Source organism: Cronobacter sp. JZ38, assembly GCF_008932145.1.
In the GTDB taxonomy this organism is placed as follows: domain Bacteria; phylum Pseudomonadota; class Gammaproteobacteria; order Enterobacterales; family Enterobacteriaceae; genus Cronobacter; species Cronobacter muytjensii.
This window is the reverse complement of record NZ_CP017662.1, coordinates 2,171,730-2,190,971: the sequence shown is the minus strand read 5'-3', so window position 1 is coordinate 2,190,971 and position 19,242 is coordinate 2,171,730. Positions and strand designations below refer to the sequence as shown.

Here is a 19,242-nt window from a genome sequence, read left to right as displayed (position 1 = left end):
GCGAGCGATTACTCGCCGTCGCGTTGCTGCACTTTCGCTTTCAGCGCCGCCAGTTGCGCGCTAATGTCATCATCCGCTTTCAGTTCGGCGAACTGCTGATCCAGCGATTTCTGCTTGCCGAAACCGTGGCTTTCCGCTTCGGCTTCCATCTGATCGATACGGCGTTCGAACGATTCGAAACGCGCCATGGCCTCGTCGATTTTGCCGCTGTCGAGCTGGCGGCGCACATCGCGTGATGAGGACGCCGCCTGGTGGCGCAGGGTCAGTGCCTGCTGGCGGGCGCGGGTTTCGCTGAGTTTGTTCTCAAGCTCGCCGATTTCCTGTTTCATGCGCGCCAGGGTTTCATCCAGCTGGGTCGCTTCTTCTTCCAGCGTACGGATAATATCCGTCAGTTTCTGTTTTTCGATAAGCGCGGCACGTGCCAGATCGTCTTTATCTTTACGCAGCGCCAGCTCGGCTTTCTCCTGCCATTCGGCCTGCTGCGCGTTCGCCTGCTCGATGCGGCGGGCTATCTGTTTCTTTTCAGCCAGCGCGCGTGCGGAGGTAGAGCGCACTTCGACGAGTGTATCTTCCATCTCCTGAATCATCAGGCGGACCAGTTTTTGCGGATCTTCAGCCTTCTCCAGCAGGGAGTTGATGTTGGCGTTCACGATGTCGGCAAAACGAGAAAAAATACCCATAATTTCATCCTCTACATGGTAAGACGGGCTAAGCCCTTGCTGTATGGCTTAATACAAATGTTGTGCCAACTTTATAAGTTATTGATTAATAATGATTAACTAAAATTGCACCGCTGCGCCCCCCAGGCTACAGTAGTGAGATACGCTACTAAGTGGTGAATTTCATCATGACCGAATACAAAGATAACCTGATTGGCGAGGCGAACCGGTTTCTTGAGGTGCTGGAACAGGTTTCGCAGCTGGCACCGCTCGACAAACCCGTGCTGATTATCGGCGAGCGCGGCACAGGCAAAGAGCTTATCGCCCACCGCCTGCACTATCTGTCGCGCCGCTGGCAGGGGCCGTTTATTTCGCTTAACTGCGCGGCGCTTAATGAAAACCTGCTTGATTCTGAGTTATTCGGGCATGAGGCGGGCGCCTTTACCGGGGCGCAGAAACGCCATCCGGGGCGTTTTGAGCGCGCTGATGGCGGCACGCTGTTCCTGGATGAACTCGCCACCGCGCCGATGCTGGTACAGGAAAAGCTGCTGCGCGTCATTGAATATGGCGAGCTGGAGCGCGTCGGCGGCAGCCAGCCGTTGCAGGTGAACGTGCGGTTGATCTGCGCCACCAACGCCGACCTGCCGCAATTAGTGGAAGAAGAAAAATTCCGCGCCGACCTGCTCGACCGGCTCGCCTTCGATGTGGTGCTGCTTCCCGCGCTGCGCGAGCGCGACGCCGATATCATGCTGCTGGCGGAGCAGTTCGCCATTCAGATGTGCCGCGAACTGGGCCTGCCGCTATTCCCTGGTTTTACTGAGCGCGCGCGTGAGACGCTGCTTGGCTATCGCTGGCCGGGCAATATCCGCGAGCTGAAAAACGTGGTGGAGCGTTCGGTGTATCGTCACGCCAGCAGCGATGAGCCGGTCGATACTATTATTCTCGACCCGTTTCGCCGCAGTCCCGTAGAAAATGCCCAGGCCATGCCTTACACAGCGGCAGAAGGCCGCCCGTCGTTGCCGTTGAATCTGCGCAAATGGCAACATGACGAAGAAAGACGGCTGCTGGACGCCGCGTTACAGGCGGCGAAATATCACCAGAAACAGGCCGCAGAACTGCTGGGTTTAACCTATCACCAGCTACGGGCGCTGCTGAAAAAACATGAAATACGCTAAGAGCGGACACTTTTAACCCAAACGCCCGCAGAGTTTTTTACGAAGCTGGCTTAAGTGCGATACACTTTGCCTGGTGACTAAAACAACTCAAAAACTTATGCGCGGAATTCTCTCCCCTTTTTTAGCGACGCTCGGGCTCCTGAGCGTACAGGCTTTTGCTGCGCCTCCCGCCGGGTCTCCTGGCGATATTCGCCAGAGCGGCTTTGTCTATTGCGTTAACGGCCAGGTCAATACTTTTAATCCACAGAAGGCCGGTAGCGGGCTGACGGTCGATACGCTCGCCGCGCAGCTCTATGACCGCCTGCTGGATGTCGATCCTTACACGTACCGTCTGGTCCCGGAGCTTGCCGAGAGCTGGTACAGCCCCGACGACGGCATCACCTGGCGCTTTCGGTTGCGTCCGGACGTACAGTTCCAGCATACCCGCTGGTTCACGCCCACGCGCGCGCTGAATGCCGATGATGTGGTCTTCAGCTTCCAGCGCATTATCGACCCGAAGCATCCGTGGCATAACGTCAACGGCGCGAGTTATCCCTATTTCGACAGTCTCCAGTTCGCTGATAACGTGCGCAGCGTGCGTAAGCTCGACAATCGCACGGTGGAGTTTCGTCTGCGCCAGGCGGACGCTTCTTTTTTATGGCATCTCGCCACCCACTACGCCTCGATAATGTCAGCCGAATACGCCGCCATGCTTGAGCGTAGCGGAAATCAGGAAGAACTTGACCGCGAGCCGGTCGGTACCGGGCCGTTCCGTCTCGGCGAGTATCGCGCCGGGCAGTATATTCGGCTGCTGCGCCACAATAATTACTGGCGTGGTAAACCGCAGATGCCGCAGGCGGTTATCGATCTTGGCTCCGGCGGTACCGGGCGGCTTTCCAAACTGCTGACCGGCGAATGCGACGTGCTCGCCTGGCCTGCCGCGAGCCAGCTCACCAGCCTCAGAGACGATCCGCGCCTGCGCCTGACGCTGCGCCCCGGCATGAATATCGCCTATCTGGCGTTCAACACCCACAAACCGCCGCTCGATAATCCGAAGGTGCGCCATGCGCTCGCGCTGGCGATTAACAACCAGCGGCTGATGCAATCCATCTATTATGGTACGGCAGAAACTGCGGCCTCCATTTTGCCGCGCGCCTCCTGGGCATACGACAACAACGCGAAAATCACCGAATACAACCCCGAAAAATCGCGTGCGCAGCTGAAAGCGCTCGGTCTGGAAAACCTGACGCTGCAACTCTGGGTGCCGACCAGTTCGCAGGCCTGGAACCCGAGCCCGCTGAAAACCGCCGAGCTGCTGCAGGCGGATCTGGCTCAGGTCGGCGTGACGGTAGAGATTGTGCCGGTGGAGGGCCGTTTTCAGGAGGCCCGCCTGATGGATATGAACCATGACCTGACGCTCGCGGGCTGGGCGACGGACAGCAACGATCCGGACAGCTTCTTCCGTCCGCTGCTGAGCTGCGCGGCGATTCGCTCGCAAACCAACTACGCCCACTGGTGCGATCGCGATTTCGACGGCGTCTTGCAGTCGGCGCTCTCCTCGCAGCAGCTGGCGTACCGTATTGAAGCCTATACCCGCGCCCAGACGATTCTCGCCGAACAGCTTCCGGTATTGCCGCTGGCGTCATCGCTGCGGCTGCAGGCGTATCGTTACGACATGAAAGGCCTGGTGCTGAGCCCGTTCGGCAACGCCTCGTTCGCAGGCGTCTCACGTGAAATCACAGAGGACAAGCAGCCATGATTATCTTTACCCTGCGCCGGCTGGTGCTGCTTATCATCACGCTGTTTTTTCTGACGATAGTCGGCTTCTGCCTGAGCTATTTCACGCCACATGCGCCGCTGCAGGGCGCGTCGTTCTGGAACGCCTGGCTGTTCTGGTGCGACAGCGTGCTGCACTGGGATTTCGGCGTCTCCAGCATTAACGGTCAGCTGATCTCCACCCAATTGCGTGACGTGTTCCCGGCGACGATGGAGCTCTGCTTCCTGGCGTTCGGCCTGGCGCTGCTGGTGGGCATTCCGGTCGGCATGGCGGCGGGCATTCTGCGCCATAAATGGCAGGATAAGCTCATCAGCGCGCTGGCGCTGCTCGGCTTTTCGATCCCGGTGTTCTGGCTGGCGCTGCTGTTTACCCTCTTCTTCTCGCTGACGCTCGGCTGGTTCCCGGTATCAGGGCGGTTTGATTTGCTTTACGAAGTGAAATCGGTGACCGGCTTCGCGCTCATTGACGCCTGGCTCTCCGATTCGCCCTGGCGTCATGAGATGATTTTAAGCGCGCTACGCCATATGGTGCTGCCGGTGCTGACGCTCGCGGTCGCGCCGACCACCGAGGTGATTCGCCTGGTGCGCGTCAGCACGGTGGAGATTCTGGAGCGCAACTACATCAAAGCGGCGGCCACGCGCGGGCTGTCACGCCTGACAATCCTGCGCCGCCATGTGCTGCACAATGCCCTGCCGCCGGTTATCCCGCGCCTCGGTCTGCAATTCTCCACCATGCTGACGCTTGCGATGATCACCGAAATGGTGTTCAGCTGGCCTGGGCTTGGCCGCTGGCTGATTAACGCGATTCGCCAACAGGATTACGCCGCCATTTCGGCGGGTGTGATGGTGATAGGCTCGCTGGTTATTCTGGTGAATGTGCTGTCTGATATTGTGGGCGCGCTGGCGAACCCGTTGAAACATAAGGAATGGTATGCCTTACGATAGCGTCTATCGCGAGAAACGCCCGCCGGGCGCGCTGCGCACCGTCTGGCGCAAGTTTTACGGCGACACCGTCGCGATGGTGGGCCTGTACGGCTGCGCGGGTCTGGTGCTGCTGTGCGTGTTTGGCCGGGTATTCGCGCCCTATGGCATCGACCAGCAATTTCTCGGTTATCAGCTGCTGCCGCCGTCCTGGTCGCGCTATGGTGAAGTCTCGTTCTTCCTCGGCACCGACGATTTAGGGCGCGACCTGCTAAGCCGCCTGCTGAGCGGCGCGGCGCCCACCATCGGCGGCGCGTTTGTGGTGACGCTCGCGGCCACCGTCTGCGGGCTGCTGCTGGGCGTCCTGGCGGGCGCGACTCACGGGCTGCGCTCGGCGGTGCTTAACCATGTGCTGGACACGCTGCTCTCAATTCCCTCCTTGTTGCTGGCGATTATCGTGGTGGCCTTCGCCGGGCCGCAGCTGAGCCACGCGATGCTGGCCGTCTGGCTGGCGCTGGTGCCGCGTATGGTGCGGTCGGTCTACAGCATGGTGCATGACGAGCTGGAAAAAGAGTACGTTATCGCCGCGCGTCTTGATGGCGCCACCACGTTTAATATTCTGCTGTTCGCGGTGCTGCCGAACACCGCGTCGCTGCTGGTGGGCGAAATCACCCGCGCGCTGTCGATTGCGATTCTGGATATCGCGGCGCTCGGTTTTCTGGATCTCGGCGCGCAACTGCCCTCCCCCGAATGGGGCGCGATGCTGGGCGACGCGCTGGAGCTGATTTATGTCGCGCCCTGGACGGTGATGCTGCCGGGGGCTGCGATTATGATAAGCGTATTGCTGGTGAATCTGCTGGGCGACGGTATACGTCGCGCCATTGACGCGGGGGTGGAGTAATGCCGCTGCTTGATATCCGCAATCTGACGATTGAGTTTAAGACCAGCGAAGGCTGGGTCAAAGCCGTGGATCGCGTGAGCCTGAGCCTGCCGGAGGGCGAAATTCGCGGCCTGGTAGGCGAATCGGGTTCCGGTAAAAGCCTTATCGCTAAAGCGATATGCGGCGTAACCAAAGACAACTGGCGGATCACCGCCGACCGTATGCGTTTTGACGATATCGACCTGCTGCGTCTCTCGCCCCGCGAGCGCCGCCGGCTGGTGGGCCATAACGTGTCGATGATTTTTCAGGAGCCGCAATCCTGTCTCGATCCGTCTGAAAAAATAGGCCGCCAGCTGATGCAGAATATTCCCGGCTGGACTTATAAAGGCCGGTGGTGGCAGCGTTTTGGCTGGCGCAAGCGCCGGGCCATTGAACTGCTGCACCGCGTCGGCATTAAAGACCATAAAGACGCCATGCGCAGTTTCCCTTACGAGCTGACCGAAGGCGAGTGCCAGAAGGTCATGATCGCCATCGCGCTCGCCAATCAGCCGCGTCTGTTGATCGCCGATGAGCCGACCAACGCGATGGAGCCGACCACCCAGGCGCAGATTTTCCGCCTGCTCTCCCGGCTCAATCAGAATAATAACACGACGATTTTGCTGATTAGCCACGACTTGCAGATGCTGAGCCAGTGGGCCGACCGCATCGATGTGCTCTACTGCGGGCAAACGGTGGAGACCGCGCCGAGCGATGAGCTTATCTCCACGCCGCATCATCCCTATACTCAGGCGCTGATCCGCGCTATCCCGGACTTCGGCAGCGCGATGCCGCATAAAAGCCGCCTCAATACGCTGCCGGGCGCTATTCCGCTGCTGGAACATCTACCGATCGGCTGCCGCCTTGGGCCGCGCTGCCCGTATGCCCAGCGTAAATGTATCGAAACCCCGCGTCTCGACGGGCCGAAAAATCATCTTTTCGCCTGCCATTTCCCGCTGAACATGGAGAGAGAGTGAAATGGTGGAAACGCTGTTGCAGGTTCGCAACCTGAGCAAAACCTATCGCTACCGTACCGGCTGGTTTCGCCGCCAGACCGTCGAGGCGGTGAAGCCGCTGAGCTTCACGCTGCGCGAGCGCCAGACGCTGGCGATTATCGGCGAGAACGGCTCCGGCAAATCGACGCTCGCCAAAATGCTGGCGGGCATGGTGGAGCCCACCACCGGCGAGCTGGTGATTGACGACCATCCGCTGACCTTTGGCGACTACTCATTTCGCAGCCAGCGGATCCGCATGATTTTTCAGGATCCGTCGACGTCGCTGAACCCGCGTCAGCGCATTTCGCAGATTCTGGACTTTCCGCTGCGTCTGAACACCGAACTGGAGCCGGAAGCCCGCGCGAAGCGCATTAAAGAGACGCTGCGCATGGTCGGCCTGCTGCCTGACCACGTCAGCTATTATCCGCATATGCTGGCGCCAGGGCAGAAACAGCGCCTGGGCCTCGCGCGCGCGCTGATCCTGCGCCCGAAAGTCATCGTCGCCGACGAGGCGCTGGCGTCGCTCGATATGTCGATGCGTTCGCAGTTAATCAACCTGATGCTGGAATTACAGGAAAAACAGGGTATCTCTTATATTTATGTCACCCAGCATATCGGCATGATGAAACACATCAGCGATCAGGTGATGGTGATGCATCAGGGCGAGGTGGTGGAGCGCGGCAGCACCGCCGACGTGCTCGCCTCCCCGCTGCACGATTTAACTAAACGGCTTATCGCCAGCCATTTCGGCGAAGCGTTAACCGCCGACGCCTGGCGAAAAGACCGTTAATCCGCCATCTGTAGTGGTCGGATTAACTCATCCGGCGAGACATGTTAGAATCGCCGCGTTTTAACGACGGCTGGCGCTTTCGGCCTGCCGCCATAACAATGACGATAAGGATTAAAAGCTATGGGTTTTCTTACCGGTAAGCGCATTCTGGTGACTGGCGTTGCCAGCAAACTTTCCATCGCGTACGGTATCGCACAGGCTATGCACCGTGAAGGGGCTGAACTGGCGTTCACCTACCAGAACGACAAGCTGAAAGGCCGCGTGGAAGAGTTTGCCGCTCAACTGGACTCCAGCATCGTGCTGCCGTGTGACGTTGCGGAAGATGAAAGCATCGACGCGCTGTTCACCGAGCTTGCCAAAGTCTGGCCGAAATTCGACGGTTTCGTGCACTCCATCGGTTTCGCCCCGGCTGACCAGCTGGATGGCGACTACGTTAACGCCGTGACCCGTGAAGGCTTCAAAATCGCGCATGACATCAGCGCCTACAGCTTTGTAGCGATGGCGAAAGCCTGCCGCTCCATGCTGAACCCGAACGCGGCCCTGCTGACGCTCTCCTACCTGGGCGCCGAGCGCGCTATCCCGAACTACAACGTGATGGGTCTGGCGAAAGCATCTCTGGAAGCGAACGTGCGTTATATGGCTAACGCGATGGGTCCGGAAGGCGTGCGCGTTAACGCCATCTCCGCAGGCCCGATCCGCACCCTGGCGGCGTCCGGCATTAAAGATTTCCGTAAGATGCTGGCGCACTGCGAAGCGGTCACCCCGATCCGCCGCACCGTCACCATCGAAGACGTGGGTAACTCCGCCGCGTTCCTGTGCTCCGACCTTTCCGGCGGCATCACGGGTGAAGTGGTCCACGTTGACGGCGGCTTTAGCATCGCCGCGATGAACGAGCTGGAACTGAAATAATCTTCCGCTTTCGCGCTAAAGGGCAGGTTTTCAACCTGCCCTTTTTATTTATGCCTTTCTGATATTTGTTATCACCGAACAATCTTTTATCGCCGTTAAGTGTTACGCCAGGATAGTCGTGCGTGACCTGACCCGGCGTCTTGGCAGTTCGAGTCGTTCCGGGCGCTCATTTTCAGACAAGGAACGACCATGGAACAACGCCGCCTTACCGGCAAAAGCCACTGGTATCATGAAACCCAGTCCAGCCTCTGTCCGGCAGATCCGCTGCCGTTAGTTCCCGAAGCCGCAAAGGTAGAGGACCGTTTTCTGCTCGACCTGCCGCTGGACGACGAACAACGCGCGGCCCACGCGCCGTGGTGCGACGCCGCCCGCGCGCTAATCCCGTCGCTGCTGCCCGCTAAGCGCGATGTCACTCGCCTGCATACGCTTAGCGTGTATGACCGCCTCAGCACCGCGCTCACGGTGGCGCAGGTGTATGGCGTACAGCGACTGTGCAATCACTATGCCGCCCGCCTGGCGCCGGAGCCGGGGCCTGACTCTTCGCGCGAAAGCAATCGTCGTCTGACTCTGCTCACCCAGACCGCCCGCCAGCTGGCGAGCTCACCGACGCTTATCGACAGCGCTGCTCGCGCGCAGCTGGAAGAGGCGGGCCTGTCGGTGCACGACATCGTCACCTTCACCCAGATTATCGGCTTTGTGGGCTTTCAGGCCCGCGCGGTGGCGCTGTTGCAGGCGCAGCCCGGCCAGCCCGCGCGCTGGCTGCCGGGTATCGACATGCAGCAGGACGCCCCTGCGGCGCGCTTTAGCGCGCCTGAACCGCGCTGGCTGCCGGATCTCCCGGCGCTTGAAATGGGCTGGGCGAGCGCCGATCAACAGGCGGCGTATAACGCGGCGCTCGACGAGCCGCTACTGCAACCGATGCTGTCGCTGCTGGCGCACGACGCCGCAGCGCTTCATGGGATCGCCTCGCTGCTGGACGCGCTGCGCGCTCAGGCAAACGACCAGGACGCCGCGCTGGTCGCCATGCTCAGCGCACGCATTAACGGCAGCAGCAGCTGTTTTGCCGAGGCCGCCCGCCGCTGGCGCGGCGAGCCGAACCTTCCGGACGCGGTGCGCAACGGCGAACGGGCGCTGCTCGCCTGGAGCCATAATCATCCGCGCGAACGCGCCATTATTCAGGCGATGCAGACGTTAACCCGCGCGCCGGCACGTTTCAGCCACACGCAGTTGCAGCCGCTCGTGGAGGCAGGCGTCGACGAAAGCGCGGCATTGCGTCTGCTCGCCTTTGGCAGCGCCTGCGGCTGGGTGAACCGGCTGCGCCTCGGTCTTGGCGTGACGGTGTAGCGCCGCCCCGGCCTAAAGAGCGCTTGCCGGGAGGCGCGCAATCGCGTAAAACTGTCAGCCGCTCTTTTGGCCACGAAAATTCGACACTATGTTTCAGGATAACCCGCTGCTTGCGCAGCTTAAACAGCAACTGCATTCCCAGACGCCGCGCGCTGAAGGGGTAGTAAAAGCCACGGAAAAAGGTTTTGGTTTCCTTGAGGTTGACGCGCAGAAAAGCTACTTCATTCCGCCTCCGCAAATGAAGAAAGTGATGCACGGCGATCGCGTTATTGCCGTTATCCATACGGAGAAGGAAAAAGAATCCGCTGAGCCCGAAGAGCTTATCGAACCCTTCCTGACCCGTTTTGTGGGCCGGGTGCAAAAGAAAGACGATCGTCTGTCTATCGTTCCCGATCATCCCCTGCTGAAAGATGCCATTCCGTGCCGCGCCGAACGCGGCGTCAGCCACGATTTCCAGAGCGGCGACTGGGCGGTGGCTGAAATGCGTCGTCACCCGCTGAAAGGCGATCGCGGCTTTTACGCCGAGCTGACCCAGTTCATTACCTTCGGCGACGACCATTTCGTCCCGTGGTGGGTGACGCTGGCTCGCCACAATCTGGAGCGCGAAGCGCCGGACGGTGTGGCGACAGAGATGCTGGATGAAAACCTGACGCGTGAAGATCTGACCGCGCTCGATTTCGTCACCATTGACAGCGCCAGCACTGAAGATATGGACGATGCGCTGTATGTGGAAACACTGGATGGCGATCGCCTGCAACTGACCGTCGCGATTGCCGACCCGACCGCGTGGATAGCCGAAGGCAGCAAGCTCGATAACATCGCCAAAGTGCGCGCGTTCACCAACTACCTGCCGGGCTTTAACATCCCGATGCTGCCGCGCGAACTTTCAGACGATCTCTGCTCGCTGCGCGAAGGCGTGGCACGTCCGGCGCTGGTCTGCCGCATGATTATCGACGCGCAGGGCGCTATCAGCGACGAGATTCAGTTCTTCGCCGCGACCATCGAATCCAAAGCCAAGCTGGCGTATGACGACGTTTCCAACTGGCTGGAAGAAAAAGGCGACTGGCAGCCGGCGAGCGAAGCGATTGCCGCGCAGATCCGTCTGTTACAGCAGGTTTGCCAGCGCCGCAGCGCCTGGCGTGTGGAGCACGCGCTGGTCTTTAAAGACCGTCCGGATTACCGCTTCGTGCTGGGTGAAAAAGGTGAAGTGCTGGATATCGTCGCCGAGCCGCGCCGCATCGCCAACCGCATCGTGGAAGAATCCATGATCGCGGCGAACATCTGCGCCGCGCGTGTTCTGCGCGATAAGCTGGGCTTCGGCGTGTATAACGTCCATGCGGGCTTCGACCCGGCCAGCACAGAACAGCTGGCGACGCTGCTGCAAAGCCACGGCATGCATGTGGACGCGAACGACGTTCTTACCCTGCCAGGCTTCTGCAAACTGCGTCGCGAACTGGACGCGCAGCCGTCCGGCTTCCTCGACAGCCGCATCCGCCGTTTCCAGTCGTTTGCCGAAATCAGCACCGAACCGGGCCCGCACTTTGGTCTGGGACTGGAGGCATACGCCACCTGGACCTCGCCTATCCGTAAGTATGGCGATATGGTCAACCATCGTCTGCTGAAGGCGATTATCAAAGGCGAAAGCGCGCAGCGTCCGCAGGAAGAGTCGACCGTGCAGATGGCGGAACGTCGTCGTCTGAACCGCATGGCGGAGCGCGATGTGGGCGACTGGCTGTATGCCCGTTTCCTGAAAGACAAAGCCGGTACCGATACCCGCTTCGCAGCGGAGATCATTGACGTCAGTCGCGGCGGTATGCGCGTGCGTCTGGTGGATAACGGCGCAGTCGCGTTTATTCCGGCCCCCTTCCTGCACGCGGTGCGCGATGAACTGGCGTGCAGCCAGGAAAACGGCACCGTGCAGATCAAAGGCGAAACCGTCTATAAAGTCACCGACGTTATCGACGTGACCATTGCTGAAGTGCGTATGGAAACCCGCAGCGTGATTGCACGCCCGGTTGCCTGACCCTCCACTCCCCGGCCCCGCCGGGGAGTTTTTCACTTCTCCCGCCTCGTCTGTTCCACTGTGTGAGCGCGCACATTTTTCCTGTCTCACTTGGGCATTTTTTCAAAAAACGATCACACTAACAGAGTGCGTCGTAATTTAACGCTTTGAGATTTAAGCGAAATGGCCATGTCGGCGGCGGATTATCCGCTTTCGCTGACAATATATTCCCGTAAAAACAACCGTTTTGCCTGTGATTGCCGGCTGAGTCCGGCTGTGCCGTTGCGCCGGGGCGTTTGCATCGCGCCTGGAGTGGGTTCGGGAGAGAGCATGAAAGACGACCTGGAGAATAATCTGCTGTACCGCTATTCCGGCGCCGCCAGCCCTTTCTGGCGCCTGCCGCTGGACAGCAACGCGCTACAGCTTGCCGCCAGCGAAGCGGCGGCCACCAGCCACGTGGTGCCGCTGACGCCGGAACAGGCTGCGCAGATCCGTACCATGGGGGTTATCACCTCAAGCGTTACCCTGTCGCTGTCGCTCTTTGGCGAACTGGTGCCGGTGCACCTGGTAGGCCGCAAGGTCTCCCGTAAGGAATGGGCTGGCACCGCCTCGGCCTGGAACGACACCACGTCCGTGGCGCGCGATCTGGTACAGGGGCTGTCGTTTGCCGAACAGGTGGTTTCCGAAGCCAATTCAGTGATTGTGATACTCGATCGCCACGGCAATATTCAGCGTTTTAATCGCCTGAGCGAAGAGTATACCGGCCTGAAAGAGCAGGAGGTCATCGGGCAGAACGTTTTCAAGCTGTTTATGACGCCTGCGGAGGCGGCGGCGTCGCGCCGGAATATCACCGGTTTTTTTCGTAACGGCAGCTCTTACGAAGTCGAGCGCTGGGTCAAAACCCGTAAAGGCCAGCGCCTGTTTCTGTTTCGCAATAAATTTGTACACAGCGGCAGCGGACGCAATGAAATTTTCCTGATCTGCTCCGGCACCGATATCACCGAAGAGCGCCGGGCCCAGGAGCGGCTGCGCACGCTCGCCAACACCGACGCCATCACCGGGCTGCCCAACCGCAACGCTATCCATGAGATGATAAGTAACGCCATCGCCAGCCGTGGCGAAAGCCAGGTCGGTGTGGTCTATCTCGATCTCGATAATTTCAAAAAAGTGAACGACGCCTACGGGCATATGTTCGGCGATCAGCTACTCCAGGCGGTGTCGCTCGCGATTTTAAGCTGCCTTGAAAAAGATCAGGTGCTGGCGCGTCTGGGCGGCGATGAGTTTATCGTTCTGGCGACCGACACTTCACAGGCCGCGCTGGAGGCGATGTCCTCGCGGATAATCACCCGGCTGAAACATCCCTTTCGCATCGGTCTTATCGAAGTTTATACCGGCTGTTCGCTCGGCATCGCGCTGGCGCCGCAGCACGGCGACGACCGCGAAAGCGTCATCCGCAACGCCGACACGGCGATGTACACCGCCAAAGAGAACGGGCGCGGGAAGTTCTGCGTATTTTGCCCTGAGATGAACCAGCGCGTCTTTGAATACCTCTGGCTTGATACCAATCTGCGCAAAGCGCTGGAGAAAAACCAGCTGGTTATTCACTACCAGCCGAAAATCACCGCCCAGGGCGAGGTACAGAGCCTGGAGGCGCTGGTGCGCTGGCAGTCGCCGGAGCGCGGTCTTATCCCCCCGCTGGATTTTATCTCTTATGCTGAAGAATCGGGGCTTATTGTACCGCTCGGGCGCTGGGTCATGCTGGATGTGGTGCGGCAGGTGGCGCAGTGGCGCGATGCGGGCATTGACCTGAGGGTCGCGGTGAATGTGTCGGCCCGCCAGCTGGCCGACCAGACGCTGATAAGCGATTTGCGTCAGGCGCTTGCCGACCTCAACTTCACGCAAAGCCCCATTGATGTGGAAATTACCGAAAGCTGCCTGATTGAAAATGCCGACCTGGCGCTGTCGGTGATTAACGAATTCAGCGCGCTGGGCGCCGAGGTGCATCTGGATGATTTCGGCACCGGTTATTCGTCGCTCTCACAGCTCGCGCGGTTTCCGCTTAACGCGATTAAGCTCGACCAGAGCTTTGTGCGCGATATTCATAAGCAAAAGGTGTCGCAGTCGCTGGTGCGCGCCATTGTCGCCGTAGCGCAGGCGCTTGATTTGCAGGTGATCGCCGAAGGCGTGGAGAGCAAAGAGGAAGACGCGTTTCTGACCCAAAACGGCGTCGACCAGCGACAGGGGTTTCTGTTCGCCAAACCGATGACCGCCGCCGCGCTGGAACGCTGGTATCAGCATTACCGCGCCGGGAAACAGACGCCGTAACCGGCGTCTGAAGGTAATGCCGTTAGCCTGCTTTACGCATGGCCGCGGCGGTATGGCGGTTTTGCAGCTGGATCAGGCGTTCCATATAGCCCACGTCCTTGGGCTCCAGGCTGAACGCGGCGTCCACCCAGTCCTCGGTAATTTCCATCAGCTCATTACGCGAGAGCCGCAGCACGCGCTGGCGGGCACGGAGCATCGCCCTCACGCCGTTGAGCCGCGGTTGCAGGGTATCGATAAACGTACGCGTCGCCACAAACCCCTGGCCGGGTTCAAACAGCAGGTCCACCAGCCCCTGCGGGTGATACCATTCCGCGGTGTGCGATTCGCCCTGATAAATCAGCTCCTCAGCAAGCCGCATCCCGGCGCGGCGCGTCACCAGCGAATATCCCCCCATGCCGGGGAAGAGATTAAAGGCGATTTCCGGGAACCCCATCCGCGCGTCGCGCTGGGCCAGCACAAAATGGTGCGCCAGCGCCGCCTCGAAGCCGCCGCCGAGCGCACTGCCCTCTACCATCGCAAGGCTGATAGCGCCACAGTCAAAACCACGGGAGGCGGCGTGCACGCAATCCACGCAGGCGCGCGCATAGGCGCGGAGCGCTTCGCGTTTGCCGTTGCGAATGCAGTCGACAAAAAACTGCAAATCGCCGCCGGTGTTGTACATTCCGGGAACCAGCGAGCCGGTTACCCAGAAATTCACCTTCAGTCCGGCGTCCTGCACCAGATAGCTGAGGTTCATTATCTCTTCGATAAGGACATGGTTAAAACAGGGACGCGGCTGGGCCCGCAGCATCATCCAGATAATGCGGCGTTCTTCCTCATAAAACCCGGAAAGCTGAGTAAAACGCGCGGCATCGGTAAAGAGCTTGCAGGTCGATTGGTTGAAAACTGTCATAGTCTTTCCTCATGTAAGTTAACGCGTTATGCGCAGGATCAGACTAATTCACAGCGGCTTTTAGCACGGGACGAGCGCCTGTTTTATAACCAATATTTATCTGTTAAAGCGAAATGATTGATTACTGAGGGGGAATAAGGCGGCGGGCAGCTTCTCTTTAGCGCTGCTTTTCTGCATCATGAGCCCTGTACCGACCGTAAAAAGGAAGCATTATGCCAACAGTAAATCCGCAGCAGCTGGCTGACCGTATCGATACCGTTCTGGATATTCTGGTGGCGGGCGATTACCACTCCGCCATCCATAATCTGGAAATTCTGAAGGCTGAACTGCTGGCGCAAAGCCAGCAGGGAGATGAGCCGGGGGATCAAAAAGAAAAGGCGCCCTGGGAGATCTGAGGCCTGGCGCGTCGGTTACAGGCTGAGCGTCCCGAAAGCCTGTTGCCACTCACGCCCGAAGCCGTCCACCGCCGCCGCGACGGCAGGCGTGTTCAACAGCTGCCCGGCGACATCCAGCGGCAGCGTTATCGACTTGCACCCGGCGAGCAGACAGCCAAGCGCCTGCTGCGGCGTGCGAAAGCTTGCCGCGAGGACTTTTGACTGCGGGGCATGCAGCGTTAACAGTTGCTGCAGCGCGCGTACCGTGGCCACGCCGTCGCCGCCCTGCGCATCGAGACGATTTACGTAAGGCGCGACATATTCCGCCCCGGCAAGCGCCGCCATCAGCCCCTGCGCTGCGCCGTAAACGGCTGTGCCGAGCAGCGGAATGCCGGACGGTTTAAGGATTTTCATCGCGGCGAGTCCCTCTTCCGTGACCGGAATTTTCACCACGATGCCCGGCACACGCTGCGCCAGCATTTCCGCTTCACGTACCATGTCGGGCGCATTTACCGCGACAACCTGCGCGAACAGTTTACCTTCGCCATTCATCGCCTCCTGCAAAGCGGGCAGCAGATCCCAGAGTTTCACGCCAGCGCGCGCCACGATGGACGGATTGGTGGTGACGCCCTGCAGCGGCAGAATGCGGGCCAGGCGTTTTACGGCCGCGACGTCCGCGGTGTCGAGATACAGTTCCATAACGACTCCTGAATTGAGCAAGTTAACAGTGCCGCCATCTTAAATCAGCCGGTGCAGATAAAGCTGATCGCCATCAATAAAACTTTCATTCGAAAGTAACATTATTTTCGTAAGAAAATTAAAGGGCGCGACCATTATGATCTTCAATCTGCAACGCTACTCCACCCATGATGGCCCCGGCATTCGTACCGTGGTCTTTTTGAAAGGCTGCTCGCTCGGGTGTCGCTGGTGTCAGAACCCTGAAAGCCGACGCCGGGAGCGCGACGTGCTGTTTGATGAGCGCCTGTGCCTGAGCGGCTGCGATCTCTGCAAACAGGCATGCCCGCAGGCTGTTCGCCGTGAGGCCGACGCGCTGATTATTGACCGCGCGGCGCTCAATGACGCGGCGCTTGATGCGCTGACCGACTGCTGCCCTACCCAGGCGCTGAGCGTCTGCGGCGAAACGCGCAGCCTTGAGGCCATCATGGAACAGGTGCTGCGTGACCGGGCGTTTTATGCGCGCAGCGGCGGCGGCATCACGCTCTCCGGCGGCGAGCCGTTTATGCAGCCTGCAATGACGCAGGCGCTATTAGAGCGCAGTCGCGAGGCGGGCATTCACACCGCCGTCGAATCCTGTCTGCATGTGCCGTGGAAATATATCGCTCCGTCGCTGCCGTATCTCGATCTGCTGCTGGCCGATTTAAAACATGTCGACCCGCAACGCTTTCACGACTGGACGGACGGCAGCGCCGAACGGGTACTGGATAATTTTCGCCGGCTCGCCGCGGCGGGCGTAGAAATGATTATCCGCGTGCCGCTGATCCCTGGTTTTAACGCCGATAAGGCGTCCATTCGCGCCATTACCGATTTCGCCGCCGATGAGGCTGGCGTTAACCATATCCATTTTCTGCCCTACCACACCCTGGGCATCAATAAGTACCGCCTGCTGGACTGGCCCTATCTGGCACCCGCGACGCCGCTCGACGAACCGGCGCTGCTGGCGTTTGCTGAAGATTACGCCCGCCAGAAAGGACTCACCGCCTGGATAAGAGGATAACCATCATGTCTGAACTCAATCTCGATTTTCTTCCCGAGCGCATCAAAGCCCATAAAGCGGCGCTGGTGCAAATCGTCCGCCCGCCGGTCTGTACTGAGCGCGCGCAACACTACACCCATATCTACCAGACGCATCAGGATAAACCGCTGCCGGTACGTCGCGCCCTGGCGCTGGCGCACCATCTGGCGAACCGCACTATCTGGATCAAGCATGACGAGCTGATTATCGGTAACCAGGCAAGCCAGGTGCGCGCCGCGCCGTTTTTCCCGGAATATACCGTCAGCTGGATTGAGAAGGAGATTGACGATCTGGCCGACCGCCCCGGCGCCGGGTTCTCGGTGAGTGCCGAGGATAAAGCGGTAATGCATGAAATCTGCCCGTGGTGGCGCGGCCAGACCGTGCAGGACCGCTGCTATGGCATGTTTACCGATGAGCAAAAAGCGCTGCTGGCGTCCGGCATCATCAAAGCGGAAGGCAATATGACCTCCGGTGATGCCCATCTGGCGGTGAATTTCCCGCTGCTGCTGGAAAAAGGCCTCGATGGTCTGCGTGCTAAAGTCGCGGAACGGCGCGCGCGCCTGGCGTTAACCGATCAGGGCGATCTGCATAAAGATCAGTTTTTAAAAGCCATCGACATCACGTTCAGTGCGCTGAGCGAGCATATCCTGCGCTACGCCGCGCTGGCGGCACGTATGGCGCAGGCGGAGAGCCGTCCGGCACGTCGCGATGAACTGCTGGCTATCGCCGCTAACTGCGAGCATATCGCGCACCAGCCGCCCGCCTCCTTCTGGCAGGCGCTGCAGCTCTGCTATTTCGTGCAATTAGTATTGCAGATTGAGTCCAACGGACACTCTGTTTCCTTTGGGCGTCTCGATCAATATCTTTACCCCTGGTATCGCCGCGATGTGGAGCTTGAGCAGACGCTTGAACGTGAACGCGCCATCGAACTGCTGCAGAGCTGCTGGCTGAAGCTGCTGGAGGTCAACAAAATTCGCTCCGGCTCGCACTCGAAAGCCTCAGCGGGCAGCCCGCTCTACCAGAACGTGACCATTGGCGGCCAGCGCCTGCAAAACGGCGAACCAGTGGATGCCGTCAACCCGCTCTCCTGGGCCGTGCTGGAGTCGTGCGGCCGCCTGCGCTCCACGCAACCGAACCTGAGCGTGCGCTACCACGCCGGGATGAGCAATGATTTCCTCGACGCCTGCGTGCAGGTGATCCGCTGCGGTTTCGGGATGCCGGCGTTTAATAACGATGAGATTGTCATCGACGAGTTTATAAAGCTCGGCGTCAGCCGCGAAGACGCGTATGACTATGCGGCGATTGGCTGCATCGAAACGGCGGTCGGCGGCAAATGGGGCTATCGCTGCACCGGCATGAGCTTTATTAACTTCGCCCGCGTGATGCTGGCGGCGCTGGAAGGCGGTCGCGACGCCACCACCGGCAAAACCTTTCTGGCGCAGGAAAATGCGCTCTCCGCCGGCAACTTCAGCGGCTTTGATGACGTGATGGCCGCCTGGGATAACCAGATCCGTTACTACACCCGCAAATCAATTGAAATCGAGTGCGTGGTGGATACGGTGCTGGAGGAGAACGCGCACGACATTCTCTGTTCGGCGCTGGTCGATGATTGCATCGAGCGCGGCAAGAGTATTAAACAGGGCGGCGCGAAATATGACTGGGTTTCCGGCTTGCAGGTGGGGATCGCGAATCTCGGCAATAGCCTCGCGGCGGTGCGAAAACTGGTGTTCGAACAGGGCGTGGTGACACAGCAGCAACTGGCACAGGGGCTGAACGACGATTTCGCCGGGCTCACTGGCGAACAACTGCGCCAGCGACTGATTAACAGCGCGCCGAAATATGGCAATGACGATGACGATGTCGATTTGCTGCTGGCGCGCGCGTACCAGACCTATATCGACGAGCTGAAACAGTACCATAACACGCGCTTCGGACGCGGCCCGATTGGCGGTACCTATTACGCCGGGACGTCGTCTATCTCCGCCAACGTGCCGTTCGGCGCAGCGACCATGGCGACGCCGGACGGGCGCAAGGCCAGAACACCGCTGGCGGAAGGCGCGAGCCCGGCATCCGGCACGGACCGTCTGGGGCCAACAGCCGTGATTAACTCGGTCGGGAAACTGCCCGTGGCGAAAATTCTTGGCGGCGTGCTGTTGAATCAGAAGCTTAACCCGTCCACACTGGATAACTTACGCGATCGCCAGAAACTGATGCAGATGCTGCGCACCTTCTTTGAGGTGCATAAAGGATGGCATGTTCAGTACAACATCGTGTCGCGTGAAACCCTGCTGGATGCCAAAGCGCACCCGGATAACTACCGGGATCTGGTCGTGCGCGTGGCCGGTTACTCCGCGTTCTTTACGGCCTTATCCCCTGACGCACAGGATGATATTATCGCCCGTACCGAACATACGCTTTAAATGAAACCGCGG

Annotated in this window: 16 protein-coding genes; 13 read left to right on the top strand and 3 right to left on the bottom strand. The window is 59.6% G+C overall.

Features of this window, described 5'->3' with window-relative positions; all coding sequences use genetic code 11:
• Positions 1-8: 8 nt before the first annotated feature.
• Entirely contained in the window at positions 9-680 is a 672-nt protein-coding gene (pspA, locus tag BJP61_RS10355) for a phage shock protein PspA (protein ID WP_038862643.1), read from the bottom strand.
• 152 nt (positions 681-832) lie between these two features.
• Between pspA and pspF the strand changes: the two genes are divergently transcribed.
• The 10 genes from pspF to pdeR all read left to right on the top strand — a co-directional run bounded on the left by pspF (position 833) and on the right by pdeR (position 13,791).
• Positions 833-1,834, top strand: a complete 1,002-nt coding sequence (gene pspF / locus BJP61_RS10350; RefSeq protein ID WP_171998253.1) for a phage shock protein operon transcriptional activator — start codon at positions 833-835, stop codon at positions 1,832-1,834.
• Between the two features lie 97 nt (positions 1,835-1,931).
• Complete coding sequence (gene sapA, locus BJP61_RS10345; protein ID WP_171998252.1) at positions 1,932-3,572, top strand: ABC transporter substrate-binding protein SapA; 1,641 nt, start codon at positions 1,932-1,934, stop codon at positions 3,570-3,572.
• Complete coding sequence (gene sapB, locus BJP61_RS10340) at positions 3,569-4,534, top strand: putrescine export ABC transporter permease SapB (protein WP_038862641.1); 966 nt, start codon at positions 3,569-3,571, stop codon at positions 4,532-4,534. Before sapA ends, sapB begins: the two co-directional genes overlap by 4 nt.
• Positions 4,521-5,411, top strand: a complete 891-nt coding sequence (gene sapC, locus BJP61_RS10335; protein ID WP_038862640.1) for a putrescine export ABC transporter permease SapC — start codon at positions 4,521-4,523, stop codon at positions 5,409-5,411. The genes sapB and sapC overlap by 14 nt, the downstream gene beginning before the upstream one ends.
• Entirely contained in the window at positions 5,411-6,403 is a 993-nt protein-coding gene (sapD, locus tag BJP61_RS10330; protein ID WP_038862639.1) for a putrescine export ABC transporter ATP-binding protein SapD, read from the top strand. Before sapC ends, sapD begins: the two co-directional genes overlap by 1 nt.
• A gap of 1 nt (position 6,404) precedes the next feature.
• The gene (gene sapF / locus BJP61_RS10325) at positions 6,405-7,211 is read left to right on the top strand and encodes a putrescine export ABC transporter ATP-binding protein SapF (protein WP_171998251.1); all 807 of its coding nucleotides are present in this window, start codon (positions 6,405-6,407) and stop codon (positions 7,209-7,211) included.
• A 120-nt stretch (positions 7,212-7,331) separates the two neighbouring features.
• A complete protein-coding gene (fabI, locus tag BJP61_RS10320; protein ID WP_004385358.1) occupies positions 7,332-8,120 on the top strand; it encodes an enoyl-ACP reductase FabI in 789 nt (262 codons plus the stop codon).
• A gap of 189 nt (positions 8,121-8,309) precedes the next feature.
• The gene (locus tag BJP61_RS10315; RefSeq protein WP_171998250.1) at positions 8,310-9,464 is read left to right on the top strand and encodes a CMD domain-containing protein; all 1,155 of its coding nucleotides are present in this window, start codon (positions 8,310-8,312) and stop codon (positions 9,462-9,464) included.
• Positions 9,465-9,552: 88 nt separating this feature from the next.
• Positions 9,553-11,487, top strand: a complete 1,935-nt coding sequence (locus BJP61_RS10310; RefSeq protein WP_038862635.1) for an exoribonuclease II — start codon at positions 9,553-9,555, stop codon at positions 11,485-11,487.
• Between the two features lie 309 nt (positions 11,488-11,796).
• Positions 11,797-13,791 carry a cyclic di-GMP phosphodiesterase gene (pdeR, locus tag BJP61_RS10305; protein WP_171998249.1) on the top strand — a complete coding sequence of 665 codons (1,995 nt, stop codon included), beginning with the start codon at positions 11,797-11,799 and terminating at the stop codon, positions 13,789-13,791.
• Between the two features lie 22 nt (positions 13,792-13,813).
• On the opposite strand, the gene BJP61_RS10300 is transcribed toward pdeR, so the two are convergent.
• On the bottom strand, positions 13,814-14,683 hold the full coding sequence (locus BJP61_RS10300) for a crotonase/enoyl-CoA hydratase family protein (RefSeq protein ID WP_038862632.1): 870 nt from the start codon (positions 14,681-14,683) through the stop codon (positions 13,814-13,816).
• 212 nt (positions 14,684-14,895) lie between these two features.
• Here BJP61_RS10300 and BJP61_RS10295 point away from each other — a divergent pair, with 212 nt between their 5' ends.
• Complete coding sequence (locus tag BJP61_RS10295; RefSeq protein ID WP_038862631.1) at positions 14,896-15,078, top strand: hypothetical protein; 183 nt, start codon at positions 14,896-14,898, stop codon at positions 15,076-15,078.
• A 15-nt stretch (positions 15,079-15,093) separates the two neighbouring features.
• Here the strand turns inward: BJP61_RS10295 and fsa are convergent, their stop codons facing one another.
• Positions 15,094-15,756 (bottom strand): fructose-6-phosphate aldolase, encoded by a 663-nt coding sequence (gene fsa, locus BJP61_RS10290; protein WP_038862630.1) that lies wholly within the window; start codon positions 15,754-15,756, stop codon positions 15,094-15,096.
• A 136-nt stretch (positions 15,757-15,892) separates the two neighbouring features.
• Here fsa and BJP61_RS10285 point away from each other — a divergent pair, with 136 nt between their 5' ends.
• Together BJP61_RS10285 and BJP61_RS10280 are read left to right on the top strand one after the other, a co-directional pair.
• Positions 15,893-16,792, top strand: a complete 900-nt coding sequence (locus BJP61_RS10285; protein ID WP_171998248.1) for a glycyl-radical enzyme activating protein — start codon at positions 15,893-15,895, stop codon at positions 16,790-16,792.
• Between the two features lie 5 nt (positions 16,793-16,797).
• Positions 16,798-19,230, top strand: a complete 2,433-nt coding sequence (locus tag BJP61_RS10280) for a formate C-acetyltransferase/glycerol dehydratase family glycyl radical enzyme (protein ID WP_171998247.1) — start codon at positions 16,798-16,800, stop codon at positions 19,228-19,230.
• Positions 19,231-19,242: the final 12 nt, after the last annotated feature.

Bases quoted from the DNA above. Each gene is read 5' to 3' on its own strand.
- pspA (WP_038862643.1), bottom strand. From the start codon at position 680: ATGGGTATTTTTTCTCGTTTTGCCGACATCGTGAACGCCAACATCAAC.
- sapA (WP_171998252.1), top strand. From the start codon at position 1,932: ATGCGCGGAATTCTCTCCCCTTTTTTAGCGACGCTCGGGCTCCTGAGC.
- sapB (WP_038862641.1), top strand. From the start codon at position 3,569: ATGATTATCTTTACCCTGCGCCGGCTGGTGCTGCTTATCATCACGCTG.
- sapC (WP_038862640.1), top strand. From the start codon at position 4,521: ATGCCTTACGATAGCGTCTATCGCGAGAAACGCCCGCCGGGCGCGCTG.
- sapD (WP_038862639.1), top strand. From the start codon at position 5,411: ATGCCGCTGCTTGATATCCGCAATCTGACGATTGAGTTTAAGACCAGC.
- sapF (WP_171998251.1), top strand. From the start codon at position 6,405: ATGGTGGAAACGCTGTTGCAGGTTCGCAACCTGAGCAAAACCTATCGC.
- fabI (WP_004385358.1), top strand. From the start codon at position 7,332: ATGGGTTTTCTTACCGGTAAGCGCATTCTGGTGACTGGCGTTGCCAGC.
- BJP61_RS10315 (WP_171998250.1), top strand. From the start codon at position 8,310: ATGGAACAACGCCGCCTTACCGGCAAAAGCCACTGGTATCATGAAACC.
- BJP61_RS10310 (WP_038862635.1), top strand. From the start codon at position 9,553: ATGTTTCAGGATAACCCGCTGCTTGCGCAGCTTAAACAGCAACTGCAT.
- pdeR (WP_171998249.1), top strand. From the start codon at position 11,797: ATGAAAGACGACCTGGAGAATAATCTGCTGTACCGCTATTCCGGCGCC.
- BJP61_RS10300 (WP_038862632.1), bottom strand. From the start codon at position 14,683: ATGACAGTTTTCAACCAATCGACCTGCAAGCTCTTTACCGATGCCGCG.
- BJP61_RS10295 (WP_038862631.1), top strand. From the start codon at position 14,896: ATGCCAACAGTAAATCCGCAGCAGCTGGCTGACCGTATCGATACCGTT.
- fsa (WP_038862630.1), bottom strand. From the start codon at position 15,756: ATGGAACTGTATCTCGACACCGCGGACGTCGCGGCCGTAAAACGCCTG.
- BJP61_RS10285 (WP_171998248.1), top strand. From the start codon at position 15,893: ATGATCTTCAATCTGCAACGCTACTCCACCCATGATGGCCCCGGCATT.
- BJP61_RS10280 (WP_171998247.1), top strand. From the start codon at position 16,798: ATGTCTGAACTCAATCTCGATTTTCTTCCCGAGCGCATCAAAGCCCAT.